The 16,285-nt window shown below is 35.8% G+C and carries 13 protein-coding genes; 11 read left to right on the plus strand and 2 right to left on the minus strand.

The features are described 5' to 3' along the window. Complete coding sequence (locus Q1A01_RS03000; RefSeq protein WP_299675774.1) at window positions 1-285, minus strand: DUF2188 domain-containing protein; 285 nt, start codon at window positions 283-285, stop codon at window positions 1-3. A gap of 339 nt (window positions 286-624) precedes the next feature. On the opposite strand from Q1A01_RS03000, the gene Q1A01_RS03005 reads away from it, so the two are divergent. The 7 genes from Q1A01_RS03005 to Q1A01_RS03035 all read left to right on the plus strand — a co-directional run bounded on the left by Q1A01_RS03005 (window position 625) and on the right by Q1A01_RS03035 (window position 6,628). Continuing rightward, window positions 625-915 carry a GIY-YIG nuclease family protein gene (locus Q1A01_RS03005; protein WP_299675777.1) on the plus strand — a complete coding sequence of 97 codons (291 nt, stop codon included), beginning with the start codon at window positions 625-627 and terminating at the stop codon, window positions 913-915. Window positions 916-1,154: 239 nt separating this feature from the next. Further along, on the plus strand, window positions 1,155-1,487 hold the full coding sequence (trxA, locus tag Q1A01_RS03010) for a thioredoxin (RefSeq protein ID WP_299676609.1): 333 nt from the start codon (window positions 1,155-1,157) through the stop codon (window positions 1,485-1,487). Between the two features lie 343 nt (window positions 1,488-1,830). After that, complete coding sequence (locus tag Q1A01_RS03015) at window positions 1,831-2,457, plus strand: thiamine phosphate synthase (RefSeq protein ID WP_299675780.1); 627 nt, start codon at window positions 1,831-1,833, stop codon at window positions 2,455-2,457. Between the two features lie 258 nt (window positions 2,458-2,715). Beyond that, the gene (locus Q1A01_RS03020; protein WP_299675783.1) at window positions 2,716-3,144 is read left to right on the plus strand and encodes a hypothetical protein; all 429 of its coding nucleotides are present in this window, start codon (window positions 2,716-2,718) and stop codon (window positions 3,142-3,144) included. A gap of 10 nt (window positions 3,145-3,154) precedes the next feature. Beyond that, on the plus strand, window positions 3,155-3,322 hold the full coding sequence (locus Q1A01_RS03025; protein WP_299675786.1) for a hypothetical protein: 168 nt from the start codon (window positions 3,155-3,157) through the stop codon (window positions 3,320-3,322). 364 nt (window positions 3,323-3,686) lie between these two features. Next, on the plus strand, window positions 3,687-5,183 hold the full coding sequence (locus tag Q1A01_RS03030) for a carboxypeptidase-like regulatory domain-containing protein (RefSeq protein ID WP_299675789.1): 1,497 nt from the start codon (window positions 3,687-3,689) through the stop codon (window positions 5,181-5,183). A gap of 338 nt (window positions 5,184-5,521) precedes the next feature. Beyond that, complete coding sequence (locus Q1A01_RS03035; protein ID WP_299675792.1) at window positions 5,522-6,628, plus strand: trypsin-like peptidase domain-containing protein; 1,107 nt, start codon at window positions 5,522-5,524, stop codon at window positions 6,626-6,628. Between the two features lie 256 nt (window positions 6,629-6,884). Here Q1A01_RS03035 and Q1A01_RS03040 read toward each other — a convergent pair whose 3' ends face one another. Beyond that, window positions 6,885-8,213: an alkaline phosphatase D family protein gene (locus tag Q1A01_RS03040; RefSeq protein ID WP_299675795.1), complete on the minus strand. Its 1,329-nt coding sequence runs from the start codon at window positions 8,211-8,213 to the stop codon at window positions 6,885-6,887. 145 nt (window positions 8,214-8,358) lie between these two features. Between Q1A01_RS03040 and Q1A01_RS03045 the strand changes: the two genes are divergently transcribed. The 4 genes from Q1A01_RS03045 (at window position 8,359) to Q1A01_RS03060 (ending at window position 16,224) form a co-directional block, all read left to right on the plus strand. Further along, window positions 8,359-9,096 carry a T9SS type A sorting domain-containing protein gene (locus Q1A01_RS03045; RefSeq protein ID WP_299675798.1) on the plus strand — a complete coding sequence of 246 codons (738 nt, stop codon included), beginning with the start codon at window positions 8,359-8,361 and terminating at the stop codon, window positions 9,094-9,096. 10 nt (window positions 9,097-9,106) lie between these two features. After that, window positions 9,107-9,826 (plus strand): T9SS type A sorting domain-containing protein, encoded by a 720-nt coding sequence (locus Q1A01_RS03050; RefSeq protein WP_299675801.1) that lies wholly within the window; start codon window positions 9,107-9,109, stop codon window positions 9,824-9,826. Window positions 9,827-9,888: 62 nt separating this feature from the next. Then, a complete protein-coding gene (locus Q1A01_RS03055) occupies window positions 9,889-10,230 on the plus strand; it encodes an antibiotic biosynthesis monooxygenase (RefSeq protein ID WP_299675804.1) in 342 nt (113 codons plus the stop codon). Between the two features lie 384 nt (window positions 10,231-10,614). After that, entirely contained in the window at window positions 10,615-16,224 is a 5,610-nt protein-coding gene (locus tag Q1A01_RS03060) for an MG2 domain-containing protein (protein WP_299675806.1), read from the plus strand. Window positions 16,225-16,285: the final 61 nt, after the last annotated feature.

The following is a 16,285-nucleotide window of genomic DNA, read 5'->3' on the forward strand; positions in this document are numbered from 1 at the left end:
TCAATCCCCATACCCAATCCGTTCCCGAATCCCACCACTGGCACGATGAATAATCACATCGGCTTTCTTTCTTTTAGCGATAACTTTAGCCTTATTAATAGCTGTACTTTGTTTACGATGTTTGGAAGTAATCCGTTTATTCCCTTCACGACGTACCGCCCAACCATCCTCATACGGCACCACATGTTGATGCCAAGTTCTCGCTCGTGAGGTACCACTTAAACTTTCAGAAATTGCTTTTGCAAGATCTAAAAAGAGCTGTTTCCAGGATTTTTCTTTAGGCATAGTTCATGTAATTACAGATGTTCAATATACTATATTTTTAGAATGTTGGTCTACCCGGTCATTTCGATACACCTCGCTTGCAGCGAGCCACTCAATGACCTTACTTTTTTCAATCAAAGTTGGCTGAGTGATCTCAATGAAATTGAGATTGTATCGAAGTCCGGTCATTTCGGTACTATTTCAAAATCCTTTTTAGGATTTTAAAATCACTCAATGTCCTATGTTTTTATTACAAAACAAAACAAAACAAAACGTAAGGCGGCTACCTTATTTTTTACTTTCGCGAAAGCTTATAAAATTGTATCGAAGCCCCGACTCAATAATTGTTATATTTAAATCATGGCAAAAGGCTACATGTATATTCTCAAATGTAATGATGACACCTATTATACAGGTAGCACAAAGTATATAGAGCGGAGATTGGAAGAACATCAACAAGGAAATGGAGCAATACATACCAAAAAGCGACTTCCGGTAGAATTGCTGTACTATGAAGAATATGATCGTATTGATCATGCTTTTTACCGTGAAAAACAAGTGCAAGGTTGGAGTCGTAAAAAGAAAGAAGCCTTAATGAGTGGAGAAGTAGCACTTTTGTCAGATCTAGCTAAAAAAGTATTTAAGAAATAGTAATCCGGCATTTCGGTACTATTTCAAAATCCTTTTTCAGGATTTTAAAATCACTCAATGTCCTATGTTTTTATTACAAAACAAAACAAAACAAAACAAAACGCAAGGCGGCTACCTTATTTTTTGCTTTCGCGAAAGCTTATAAAATAAACGAATCAAAGGCGGCTGAGTGATTTTACAATTGCCGAAAAGGCAATTATAAAATTGTATCGAAGCCCCGCATTGAAACTATCTTTGATATCCTATTTTTATACCCTAATTTTACATCAAAAAAAATGAAATCCTCTTTCTCAGAAATTATCAATTCAGAAACACCTGTTTTAGTTGACTTCTTCGCAACTTGGTGTGGACCCTGTAAAACCTTAGGTCCTATCCTAGAACAAGTGAAAGATGAACTAGGTGATGCTGTCAAAATTGTCAAAATAGACGTAGACAAAAACCAACCGTTGGCTGCCAAGTATCAAGTGCGTGGTGTTCCTACTATGATCCTATACAAAAACGGAAAACAAGTATGGAGACAATCGGGTGTGGTCCCTAAAGAACAGTTAAAACAAGTGATCGCGTCTAGTTAGTAATAACAAATGAATTCCTGCGAAGGCGGGAATCTAATGCTAACATCTTTTAGGCTTCTATTCTTTTTTTCATTGCCAAAAAAAGAATCAAAAAAGGCTAGGCTGACGAAACCTTATCTAAATGTATTACTCCATTCCTGAATTTTGGAATCTCGCTACGCTCAAACAGTATGAAATTCTACGGAATACTCGCTTCACATTTTACGATAACTTTTCGAAGGCCGAAATAAAGAATTTTAAGTGCTATAAGATCAATCCAATTCCTCATAGATAAATTAAAGCGTATTTTTACGTTATGATGAGATTCCCATCTTCATGGGAATAAAAACAAACCCAATCAATCATGATCCTACTGATATCTCCAGAACAAACCAATGACACTGAAATCCAAACGCTTCATCAACTCTTTGAAGCAGGATTAGAATACTTCCATTTTAGAAAACCTGGTGCTACCTTAGAAGAACATCGTGTCTATTTAGATAAAGTGAACCCGAAGTATTATCAGTATATCATGACCCATAATTTCCCACAAGAACTCACTCAGGAATACGCGATTAAAGGAATTCACTTGGAAGAACGCAAATGGCGTGCACAAGAAGAGCAGTTGGAAACCTATGTAACATCATTTACAGACAAAGGATTTGCGGTGAGTAGTTCGTATCACGAGCCCGAAGATCTCGCAGCTCAAAAAGTGGAATTTGCATACCACCTATTAAGTCCTGTATTTGCAGCGATATCTAAAAGTGACATGCAAGGCAGAGGCTTTGATGTACGTGAGATTCCTAAATTTATAGCAGGGATGGGCGGTATTAATGCAAGTACAACCCCCGAGGCCGTTAAACTTGGTTTTCAAGGCGTAGGAGCATTAGGTGGTGTATGGAATGCAGATGACCCTGTAGAAGCTTTTAAAGAGATGCAATCCGCTTTCGCGAAATCAAGCTTGCGAGATTCACGACCAGAGGGAGAGTGAAACGGTAAAGCGAACTAGTGAGACCTTCCAGCAGGCAGGTTCACAACCAAAGGCGTCGCACAGTTTTAAAGTGAATTAAAGCCAGTCATTTCTAATTATAAGCTAAGGTGGTTGAGTGATTTCGAAGCATGAGAAATTGTATCGAAACAACCGATATAGTAATGAAATCTATTCTTCCGATCCTCCTCATCAAAAAGAAGGAATTTAATACCTTAGCCATCTATTCTTTTTTACCTATATTTCATAAAAATCCTCCATATGTCAAAAATCTTATATACCCTATTTCTTTGTCTTAGTATAAGTATGACACTGTTTGCACAAGAAGAAACCGTCTTAACTTGTAAAGACTTTAAAGAAGGAACTTTTATTGTACCAGGTAATGAAAGATTTCCAGATACATTTATCATCCGTAATGGCAATCAACAAACAGAAATTCTTGAAATTAATGGAAAACGAGAAGAGTCTGTTATTGATCTTATCTGGGTAAGTGATTGTGTATATACAATGACCTTTAACAAAGAAGTTGAAGATACTTCATTACCTAAGTCTGAAGAAGTGATGAATATGGTTATTACGATAACAATGAAATCTATAGAGGGGAATTGTGCTTATTTTGAAGCCGTAGGATCTGGACGTGCCAAAGATTTTGTTGTTCCAGGGACAATTTGTAAAGAAGAAACGCTTTAACAATAGACAGATGGCAAAAGCAGGAAGTCCAAAAAACACAAAAAATAAAGCCAAGCATTCTAAGCTTATGGCTCAAAAGAAAAAGAAGGAACGCGAAAAAAAAGAAGCGCATAAAGCACGCCTAAAAGCTTTGAATGAAAAGATAAAATTACAAAATAATATATCTTCTCTCCCCTAGGGAGAGGATTAAGGTGAGGGAGTTGATCGCAATAATCCCTCGCTTCCCTTCATCCTAACCTTCTCCTCGAGGGAGAAGGAATTTTAACATCTAATAATCAATTATTATACGCTTTCGCGAAAGCGTATAACAAAATGCATCAAAGGTGGCTGAGTAATTTCGAAGTATGAGAAATTGTACCGAAGTTATTATATCGAAATCAAAGGAGGCTGAGTGATTTTTATAATTGCTGAAAGCAATTCTAAAAATTGTACCGAAGTCCCGAATTCTAAGTAACACAATCCTCTTAAAATCGTCATAAAAAAAGAGCCCAGGCAACCATTTGTAAAAATGAAGCGTCTTTATAAAAAAACAACCATCCATCATGACGACAATCATCAAATACATCATCACATTACTTACCGTATTACTGGTCTCTAATATGACCGCACAAACCATATCGGCAACACTTATAGATAGTAAAACGCAAGAACCTATTCCATTTGCTACCATTGAACTTTCAGAAAATCAAGGCGTAATTTCAAATGAAGAAGGTGTTTTTACCATCAATCCTGAGCAATTAAAAAAAATAAAAGATTCTATATATATATCTTCTATGGGATATGAACGTAAGGGAATTTTTTTAGCATCACTTACAGATAGCATCATTACACTCGCTCCTAAATCTTTTGAGTTAAAAGGCGTTTTTCTTTCTAGTAATCCGCTTTCTGTAGATGAGGTGATCGAAAAAGTGAAAGAAAATCTTGATAAAAACTACTATGTAAAAGAACTATCTAAAAAGAAGATATTCTTCAGACAATCTGATTTTAATACAATGAAAAAAGTAGATTTTGGATTTAAGAAGTCAACGATTGAAGAGTTAAATAAAGAATTAATAGATAGTATTGCGACCTTAGTACCTCGTGAGTCTTCGTATTACCGAGAAGTGGTAGGAGATTTTTATGGAAATTACAATAAGCATAAATTCCATATTGATAAAGCAGCAGAGTTGTATGATAAATCCAAAGATGTTTCTGTCGACGGACTCAGTGAACGTCTAGAAACAATTTTCAAAGAAAACGTAAAACCAGATTCGTATCTTAAAATTAAATCAGGATTATTTGGAACAAAAGTACAACTAGACTCTATCACTGCGGCTAATGAAGATGCCAATAAAGTAAAGGTAGAAGTAGAAAATGCAAGTGATAAAAACTACTTCCAGCAACAAATGAAAGATCGTATTTCAGAGCTGTACACACAACTCTTTTTTAATGAAGACTCTAAGATTGATATTCTAGAAAAATCAAATCGTTACGAGTTTGAAATCAGAGATTACACCTTTATTGATCAAGAACCTGTGTATATTATTGATTTTTCGCCGAAAGGCAAAAAAGATTTTCAAGGAACTGCATTTGTAAACACCAACGATTTTGCTATTGTACGTCTAGAATTTAACAATGTGCGTCCATTATTTAAGTTTGGATTATTAGGGATTAAATATGGTGAAAACGTGTATAGAGGTAAGATGCTATTTGCCAAAAATAGTAGCGGTAGTTATAGTCCGCGCTATTTGGAACTTGAAAACGGAAATTACTTTGGTGTAGATCGCCCTTTAAAAGTGATAGAAAAGAATAAGCATGTAAAGGGACGTCGTAAGCAAAATGAACTTTCGCTTGCCTTAGATGTGCAAGGAACATCCCTTTCTAAGTATGAAATGGTCGTGTTTAACTCTGAAGATATTTCAGATACAGCCTATGAAGCTGCTTCTGAAAATGAAAATGTAAAAGCAACGTATTTATCTAAATACGATCCTAGTTTCTGGGCCGGCTATAGCATCATGGAACCCAATGCCGCCATTCAAGCTTTTGAGGTAGTGGAGTAATAGAAAGTCGGTCGTTTCGATACAATCCGCTTGCAGCAGATTACTCAATGTCCTTACGTTGGAATTATACAAGGAGGCTGAGTGATTTTAGCGTAAGCATAAATTGTATCGAAGTCCGCTTTCGCGAAATCGAGCTTGCGAGACCTGTCTGCCTGCAGGTTCATGATCAGAGGGAGAGTAAAACGGTAGTATCTATAAATATGTATAAACTGTAAAAGAATATTTTTAAAGGAAAAAATGACAAAAAAATAAGGTTTTAAATTTTTCTTCGACAAATCGGTTGTAATTGACTATAGTATTACTACCAGCCATTTTATAAATCAAAAACCTTTTATGTCATGAGAACATATATTCTCTTATTGATAAGTCTTCTTAGTGTCTCAAATATGTTAATTGCTCAAAAAGCAATGCCACATGCAAGTCCAAAAGAAAGAACAACACCTACCTATTTAAGTAAAGAAGAAATCACAGTTTCTACTATTTATAAAAAAGCACTTCCAGCGGTTGTGACTATTTTTACGACTTCTAATAATTTTACAGAAAAGGGAGCTATAAAAAGTCAAGGACAAGGGTCTGGAGTACTTATTTCTCATGATTGTTATATTCTTACAGCGGCTCATGTGGTAGATGGAGCCTCTGAGATTTTAGTCAAAACACAAGATGGAAAAATGCGTAAAGCGTCTATCCTGTTTAGTGAAAAAACAGCAGACATTGCATTACTTCAATTAAAAGTGTTAGACCCTACTTTAGCACATGCAAAACTTGGGGATTCAGATAATCTAGTGGTAGGTCAAAATGTATATGCCATAGGAAGTCCGTATGGTCTTGAAAATTCATTTTCATCAGGGATTATCTCAGCTTTTAGAGGAGATGACCGACTGTATGATGGAACGGTTCGTGTGGAGTTTATCCAAACTGATGCAGCCATCAACTCAGGAAATAGTGGAGGTCCTCTTTTTAATTCACAAGGTGAAGTCGTAGGGATTGCATCAAGTATATTGACCGTTTCAGGCGGATTTCAAGGCATAGGAATGGTGGTGTCTATCAATACCGCAAAAGATTTACTTGCTTTTGAAGATCGCCCTTGGGTAGGTGTAGAAAGTGTTTTCTTAACACAAGAAGAATACGCACGCTTGTTTAATCTCCCTATTCAAAATGGAGGATTACTTATACAACGTGTAGCAGCCAATAGTCCCGCAGAAAAAGCAGGATTACGAGGAGGGTATATCTCGGCAAATGTAGCAGGAAGAGAAATTTTATTTGGGGGCGATATTATTCTTCAGATAGGGAAACAAGTAACCTGTCACGTAGATTGTTTAGAACACTCAAAAAACGCACATGCAGATGAAAATAAAATTGACATACGCTATCTAAGAGAAGGAAAACAATATACAGCTACATTAGATATTACAGATACCCGTCGTAATTTTTTAGTAAAGAAGTAATAGTTAATTGAGATTATCTAAAAAGATGTAATTGTCGTCAAATTGAACTTGTTTTAATTTTTCATTGTATTGATAATTAATGATATAAAGTTCTGTAATAAATTCATAATGACGTGTCAAGTTATTTTTTAGACAGCCTTTTAATGCGGCTGAGTATGTTTATATTTTCAGAAAGCAACTATGAAACTTGTATTGAAGTGACCGCTTTCGCAAACCTGCCTCGTCGGCAAGCAGAAGCGTACTCAGAAAAGAACATCTATTTCTTATAACGTAACTCTTCTTGTGAGATAGTATAATCCCATACTTTTTGCCCTTTCTGATCGTAAATGGTAAGGAGTAATGTACGCTTCCCATAAGCTCCAGAAATATTAACGAGTCCAAAGTTACGTTCATAATAGGTTTTGTCTTTTACCTGAAGTGTATTTCCTTCATCACGCGCTTTATGGGTTCCTGATGTAAGCGGTGAACACGTAATGTCAATAAGCGGATATGCATCTGGGCGTTCTAAACGAGAAATCTCTGTGTGATGACGATCACCACTCATAAATACGACACCTTCTATCTTCTCAGAAGCAATACGGTCTAGTAGACGCTTGCGTGCTTCCGGATACGTAGCATAATTTTCATATACCGCAGCATCACTGATGGTTTGTCCTCCAATACATACGATCTTAAAAGCAGCTTTACTTGCGGTCAGGGCATCAATAAGCCAAGTAAGTTGTGCGTCTCCTAAATAGTCTTTGTCGGTGTCAAGACTTCTGTTAGGTGCACGATGATATCGATCATCCATCAAGAAAAACTCCACATCATTCCATACAAATTGTCCTGTAATACCTCCTTCTCCAGTAGCATTAGTGCTTGGATTTCCCCAATACTCATTAAAGGCTTTTTCAGCTACTTTTTTATGTACAAAACTACGGTCAGAATCATTAGGTCCATAGTCATGATCATCCCAAATAGCATAATGATGTACACTTCCTAATAAAGGTTGTAATTCAGGAGTTGTTCGTGCTTCTCTGTTACGATGACGAATGCCGCGTTCGGTTTGGAAATCGGGTGTGCGTAAATAAATATTATCTCCTAACCAGACCATGAAATCAGGATCTTTCTGAACAATACTTTCAAAGATTTCGTAGGCATCTCCATAAGGCCTTCCTGGTCGGTCGTCTTTTGGTTCGTTTTTATAAAAACAAGATCCAATAGCAAATGTAAATGGCGGTGGATCGGTACGATATTGCCATAAGGTTTGTGTTTGGAATTCTAATGGATAGGGACGAGATACGTATTGATCATTAATGTATAATTTATAGGTGTATGTAGTTCCATAGGCTACATCACTTGGGTATAATTTTGCAATATAGTCTCCTGTTTCTGTGGTAGCAACAGTTTGGGTGAATCGTTCTTTTTCGCCTTGAGCGAAATATCCTATTTTAATATCAGCAGGCGCTTTGGTTTGTACCCAGATCAAAGCTTCTCTAAAATCTGAATATCCAACCATAGGTCCTGATTGTAATAGGTTAGCTTGCGCGAAAATAGCTGTAGAAATAAAAAAACTGACTAAAAAAGAAAAAATTGAACGATTCATAGATGGTTGTTTTGTGCAAATTTTTTAAAAAGAAAGGATATATATGTTATCCTAGTATTAAAAGTAAGATATGAAAAATACATATTTCGATGTTTTCTATTATTTTACAAAAAAAATAGTATCTTAAAGTGCTAAATAATTGATTATGAACAAACAATTGCTTTTTATCGTATCGATATTTTTCATGATATCTCAAGGCATATTTGCGCAAGATCCCCTACTTTTTGAAGGTATATGGAAATTAGAATCTTTAGTTATAGATGGAGAAGAGTTTTTTCCACCCTTTAATGATGAGGTACATACGGTAGGACTTACTTTTGAAGACGAAGAAGGTGCAGATGTATTTAATAGTTGGGTTTGTAATAGTTTTTTTGCTTCTATAAATTTTGAAGAAGGAGGGAATGAATCGGATTTTTCATTTTCGTTTACAGAAGATTATGCTATAACATTACTTGAATGTGATTTAGCTGAAAATACTACTTTTGAAAATCAGTATTTTAATTTTTATTTGAATACGATACAAGATCCATTTGGATATTATATTGAGATTCCGGAAGAAACTGTAACATTAGTAGTAATTGCTTCCAATGGAGATATCGCTGTTTATACTAATGATTCTTTGTCTTTAAGTGAGAATACATTGCTTTCTTTTTCTATCTACCCAAATCCTGTTCAAGATCGATTATTTATTCAGACAGAAAATAGTCTAGAAGACTTTACAGTGACTGTATTTGATATGTTAGGAAGAACACTTATAACTACTTCAAAAGAAGCACTAGAGACAAGTCCAATAGATGTTCAAGATTGGAAGTCAGGAATCTATTTTCTTCGTATGGAAGATCAGAATGGAGGAGCTATAACAAAACGATTTATTAAAAACTAACTAATTATTTATGAAAACATATCGATTCTTTTTAGTGTTATTGTGCTTTGTTGTTTCTCAAAATAGTTTTGCTCAAGATCCCCTTCTTTTTGAAGGAGAATGGGAATTATATTCTTTGGAAGTAAACGGAGAACAATTTCTGCCAGAATCAAATGACGAAGTAGAGTCTATTCAACTTATTTTTGAAGAAGAAAATGATAACAATCCTAACTATTTTAACACCTATGTGTGTAATTCTTTTTTAGGCTCAGTGATATTTAATAATAACACATTTACCTTAGATGATTATGGAATCACATTAATAGAATGTGAACTTGCAGAGAATACTATTTTTGAAAATCAATATTTCAATTTTTACCTGAATACTATATCAGATCCATTTCAATATAGTATAGAATTTCTTGGTGATAATGCGACATTACATGTAATCGCTTCAAATGGTGATACTGCAGATTATGGTAATAGTTTATTAGCTACGAGTGATTTTATAAAACCTTTTTTTTCTATCTATCCAAATCCTGTTCAAGATCAATTACATGTACAAATAAATAGTCAAGAAGACTATACTGTAAGCGTATTTGATATGTTGGGAAGAACACTTATGACTACTTCAAAAGAAGCACTAGAGACAAGTCCAATAGATGTTCAAAATTGGAAGTCGGGAATCTATTTTCTTCGTATGGAAGATCAGAATGGAAGAGTGACAATAAAACGATTTATTAAAAACTAAATCAAACATAAATGTGTTGAATCCCCATATAAAAGAGTAATTTTGGGTAATAACTTTTTGGCATGGCATCACACACTTCTTCTCTTACACCAATTCATAAAGAACTTCCCTATTATGCAGTTATTTTTGCAAGTGAACAAACAAGTATCACTAGAGGATATAGTATGGCAGCACAGCATTTAGAAGAGCTTGCACAAGGAATGCCAGGGTTCTTAGGAATAGACCATGCACGCAACGAAGTAGGGATTACAATTTCTTATTGGAAAACTCTAGAAGATATTGCAAGATGGAAAGCACAAACAGATCATCAAGCAGCGCAAGTGAAAGGAAAAAGTACGTGGTATGAAGCGTATACTATACGTATTTGCAAAGTAGAGCGTCAGTATGATTTTTCTGCTCTTTAATAACGTATATGTGTAAAACGGGTGTTCCCTCCTAGAAAGGAGGGTTAGGGAGGTTTTCTTTCTTATAAAATAATCAGACACACTAGATATGCTGATATAAGCTCTCATTCAAAGTGCAAAGATGGTAAAACTGTTAAATCCGTCACAAATGTTAAAACTCGCATACTAGAAATTTTAACAGTTACGTTACCACCATAACCACTCGATTTTCTATACCTTTTTTCTATGTTAGATTGACCAATCTCAATATAGAAAAAACATCATTTTAAATTCATATTAATCCGTTTAAAATCTGTTATCTTTAGTAGCATATTTTGAATACCTTTTTATCTAGTTTTGCCCTTTTTAGAGCAGAAGATAGAGAGGGTAACTAACACCATCATTATGCGTAACATCCATGTTTTTCTCACCGCAGTACTAAGTCTTTTTTTGATCACTTGTGATAAAAAAGGTGCCGACCAACCCACTGATAATCTATTTAAATATAAAGAGTATATTTCTTATGCCACAAGTGGTAGGCAGTCTGTTTCGAGTCCCATTATAGTGAAAGTGGCAAAAGCATTGACGCAATATGAAGTAGATCAAGAAATTCCTGCAGATCTGTTTGAGATTACACCTAAAGCATCTGGTAAATTGATGGTGCATGGGCAGCGCTCATTACTATTTGAGCCAGATGAACCACTACATCCAGATACTGAATATACTGTGGTCTTACGCTTAGATAAACTCTATGATGATCTCCCGAAGGAGATACGTGATTTTACATTTAGCTTTAAAACCATTACACCCGATTTTAAAGTAGACCTTCGTGCGATACAGTCCTATGATAAAGAGTATCAATACCTGGAAGGGCAAATAGAGAGTTCTGATGTCATTGCTTTCGCGAAAGCAAAACAACTCATAAACGCAGCTCAAAATGGAAAACCACTATCTATAAATTGGTTAAGTGATGACAAGCCAGGTAAGTATCATGTGTTTAAAATAGATAGCATATTCAGGGAAATAGAAGATTCAAATATTCAGGTATCTTGGAATGGGAAAGCCATTGGCGCTAAAGAGACAAAAGGAGAAAATGAAGTGCTTATCCCTGGACGTAATAATTTTAAAATTATAAACCTTAATCAAACGTTAGGAGCCAATGCGTCATTAACACTTAATTTTTCTGATCCATTAGAAGAGAAACAAAATTTTAGAGGATTAGTCACTATACAACGTGCTGGTGAATTGCGTTTTGAGGTAGATGGAAATGTACTACACATATATCCTGAAAATAAAATTGTAGGAAATTCACTTGTTGAGGTATTTCAAGGAATTAAAAGCACCGATGGTTATAAACTAAAAACTCCCTTTTCAGAAACGATTTCTTTTGAACAACTAAAACCTGGTTTACGTGCCATTACAAATGGAGTTATATTACCTAATTCAGGGAGTAATCCGTTTTATTTTGAGTCTGTTAATTTGAGTCATGTAGATGTACGTATTATTAAAATATTTGAAAATAACGTATTAGAATATCTACAAGAAAATAATTTAAATAGTACTAATTCCTATGGATTAAAACAAGTGGGAAGACGTGTTGCTAAGCAAACGATAAATTTACAAGAAAGCAGTTTTAATAATGAAGATGTAGGAGATAGTCAATGGCGTGTGCATGGAGTAGATTTATCTAAGATGTTTCAAGCAGATCCAGGTGCCTTGTATCGTGTTGAAATAAGCTATAAAAAAGACTATGTAGCTTATGAGTGTACAGATGATGAAACTGATGTAGAAGAAGATAGTTATGATGATTACTATGAAGAGGATTATGGGTATTATGAAGACGACTATGCAGAGGCCGAAAGTGCTGATGAGGATGAGCGCGAAGAGCAATATTGGGATAATAGAGTATATCGCTGGCGTAACCAAGTATATAATTGGAGACAAGAAGATAATCCTTGCCATCCTGCGTATTATCAAGAAGGGAAATTTATAAGCAGCAACATTTTAGGATCTGATCTTGGACTTATTGTCAAAAAAGGAAAAGATAATAGCTATCACTTTGCGGCAACAGATATTGTATCTACAACACCAGAAGCCAATACAAAAATAACCCTATATAATTATCAAAAACAACCTATAGGAACGGTGACAACAGATGCTTCAGGGCTTGCAACAGTAATTCCAGAAGGATACGCTGTATTTGCGGTAGCTCAAAAAGGAGCCAACTATGCGTATCTTAAAATAGAAGACGGAAATGCACTCTCCATGAGTAAATTTGATATCTCAGGAAAGCAATTACAAAAAGGATTAAAAGGATTTATCTATGCAGAGCGCGGGGTGCATCGTCCGGGAGATAGTATTCACTTATCATTTGTGCTCAATGATGCAAACAATCCATTGCCTAAAGATCATCCTGTAAAATTAGAAGTAACAGATGCTAGAGGAAAGCTTACCTATCGTAAAGTAATTAGCAGTAATAAAGCAACACAATCCCGTACAGGAAAAGCTGTAAATAATGTGTATTATTTTCCTGTTACCACGATGCCCACAGCGCCTACAGGAAATTGGAATGCTACCATTAGTGTAGGAGGTGCTAGCTTTTCTAAATCCTTAAAAGTAGAAACGATAAAACCTAACCGTCTAAAAGTTAATTTAGATTTTAAAAATGAGATTATCAATGCAAGTGATAACATAGAAGGTACTGTAAAAGTAGCGTGGTTGCATGGAGCACCAGGACGTAATCTTAAAATTAAAACAGATGCCACTATCCGTAGTTCAAGTAGTGGGTTTAAGGGATATCCTAATTATAATTTTTTTGACCCTATTCGTAGTTTTGATCAAGTAGACTTAACCGTTTTAGATGGACAGGTAAATGAAGAAGGAATCACCCAAATTAATGAAGAACTCAATCTTAGTAAGCGAGCTCCGGGAATGCTTAAAGCTACTTTTGTGACGAAAGCTTATGAGGGTGGAGGAGATTTTTCATTAGATGTAGTGAGTAAAGATGTAGCTCCTTTTGATCATTTTGTAGGATTACAATCCCCTAAAGGTCGTGCCTATGGAAGTTATTATACAGATGATAATACAGAGTTTGATGTAGTAACTACAGATGCACAAGGAAAAGCTTCAGGAAATAGAACGTTGGAAGTAAAAGTGTTTAAAATGAGTTGGCGCTGGTGGTGGAGCAGAGGAAGAGATAATTATTCTCGTTATGAAACAGGTACTGTACACACGCCAGTAAAAGATTTTAAAGTCACTACAGGAAGTAATGGAAAAACTAGTTTTTCTGTTACTATTCCAGAAAAAAGTAATGGCCGTTATTTAATACGTGTGATTGACCCTGAAAGTGGTCATGCGACAGGTCGTATCGCTTACTTCTATCGTAATTGGAGCGGACTACAAAGCGACTCAGAAAGTGCAAAAATGCTTGTCTTCTCTTCAGATAAAGAAATGTATCAAGTAGGAGATGAAGCTATCATTACATTCCCTTCTGGGAATAGTTCGCGAGCACTAGTCAGCCTTGAAAATGGAACTCAAGTATTAGATAGCTGGTGGGTAGATACGCAAAAAGGAGATACACAATTCAAAATCCCTGTCACTTCAGAGATGGCACCAAATGTATATGTGAATATCTCTCTATTACAAGCCCATGAACAAACTAAAAACGATTTGCCTATTCGTTTGTATGGAGTTATACCATTGCTTGTAGAAGATCAAAATACCATTATTACTCCTAAAATTACGATGCCAGATGTACTCAAGCCAGAAACATCCTATACCGTAAAAGTGAGTGAGACAAATGCCAAGGCAATGACCTATACCATTGCGGTAGTAGATGAAGGCTTATTAGATCTTACAAGGTATAAAACCCCAGCTATTCATAAGCATTTTTATAGTAGAGAAGCATTAGGCGTCAAGACATTTGATATGTTTGATTATGTCATTGGTGCCTATTCTGGAAGTGTAGATAATATCTATGCGATAGGAGGAGGAGATGCGGCTGCAGCTGCAAAAAACAGAAAAGCAGAACGATTCAAACCTGTAGTTACTTATTTAGGCCCTTTCGCTTTAAGCGAAAATGAAACCAAAACACACACCCTTCAAATGCCTAATTATGTAGGCTCGGTACGTGTTATGGTTGTTGCAGGAGATCATAAAGCATCGGCTTATGGTACAGCCGAAAAGACGGTTCCTGTGCGTAAACCTTTAATGGTATTAGGTTCGCTTCCGCGAAAACTGTCTCCGGGAGAACATGTGACCTTACCTGTTACCGTATTTGCGATGGAGTCTAAAGTAAAACAAGCAAAAATTACAGTCAATACATCGGAAGCGTTTAAAGCAACACAAGGCACAACAAAGACGGTAAACTTTGCTTCTGTAGGAGAAAAAATTGTTCCTTTTGAATTTGATGTGACTGCTGTAAGCGATATTCAAACCATCGAAATTATCGCTGAAGGTAATGGAGAACGTGCCACATATCAAGTCGAAATAGATGTCGAAAATCCAAATCCAATTACACAGGAAGTAACCGATTATGAACTGTTAGGATCAAGTGACTTAACGATAGATTATACCACATTTGGAGTGTCAGGATCTAATGAGTCTGCTATAGAATTTTCTACCTTACCTCCTATGGATTTTACCAAACGTATACAATACTTGATACGTTATCCTCATGGATGTGTAGAGCAAACCACTTCTAGTGTATTTCCTCAATTATTTATGGATGATATTTTTGATTTGACCTATGAACAAAAACGAAAAGTACAAGAAAATATCAAGCAAGGCGTAGCACGTTTGGGTCGTTTTCAGAATGCAGACGGAGGTCTTGGTTATTGGCAAGGAGAAACCAATGCAGATGCATGGGGAACCAATTATGCAGGGCATTTTATGATAGAAGCTCAGAAAAAAGGCTATGCATTACCACTTACATTTATGAGTAATTGGTTACGTTTTCAAAAGAAAGCTGCTCGGGAGTGGAGATTAGGACAAGATGCTAGAAACAGCAAACTTACACAGGCTTATCGTTTATATACTTTAGCATTAGCAGGGCAGCCTGATTTAGCTGCAATGAACCGCTTACGCGAAAGCAGAAACCTGAGTAACGATAGTAAATGGCGACTTGCAGGAGCTTATGCATTAGCAGGACAAACAAAAGCTGCTCAGGAATTAGCTTCTACAGCAAATATTGATTTTAAACCAAGCCAAAGCGATTACCATACCTATGGTTCTGTATTTCGTAACCGAGCAATGGCGTTAGAAACCATGGTAGTTATGGGAGATGCTAAACAAAAAGATTTAGCCGTTTCTATTGCTAAGACATTATCGTCAAATCGTTGGTTGAGTACACAAGAAACAAGCTATTCATTGTTAGCTATGGCTAAAATGCTTGTCAAAAATGGTGGAAAATCTATTAAGTTAACCTATACGAAAGATGGAAAGGCAATGACTATAGACACACAACAGTCTATTGCACTAAGAAATCTAAGTACAAAAGATGGAAGTAATAGCATTACACTCCAAAACACAAAAGATAATGTAGTATTTGTACGCTTAGTAAAAAGCGGAAAATTACCATTAGGAGAAGAACTTGCGAGTAGTAGTAAACTTAAAGTAACTACAGCCTTTATAGGAACAGATGGAGAGCGTATTGATATTTCTAAACTTAGACAAGGAGAAGAGTTTGTAGCTAAAATTAGCGTTAGTAATGACAGTCGTGATTATGTAGATAATGTTGCACTTACACAAATCTTCCCTAGTGGATGGGAAATTGTAAATACACGATTTACGGATGCTAATGGAGGTACAGAAGGAGCTGCTAGATATACAGATATACGTGATGATCGTGTCAATTTTTACTTTGATATGAGTAAAGCAAGTACTAAAACATTCACCGTGCGATTAAATGCATCCTATTTAGGGAAGTATTACTTACCAGGTACGCAAGTAGAAGCGATGTATGATAACACCTATTATGCTCGTAATAAAGGAGCATGGGTGACTATTCAGAAGTAAAATAGTGATGAAGTGACGAAGGGACCCACCCCGTCATTCGCTTAGGCGAATGCCACCTCTC

The organism is uncultured Dokdonia sp., assembly GCF_947492815.1.
Lineage (GTDB): Bacteria > Bacteroidota > Bacteroidia > Flavobacteriales > Flavobacteriaceae > Dokdonia.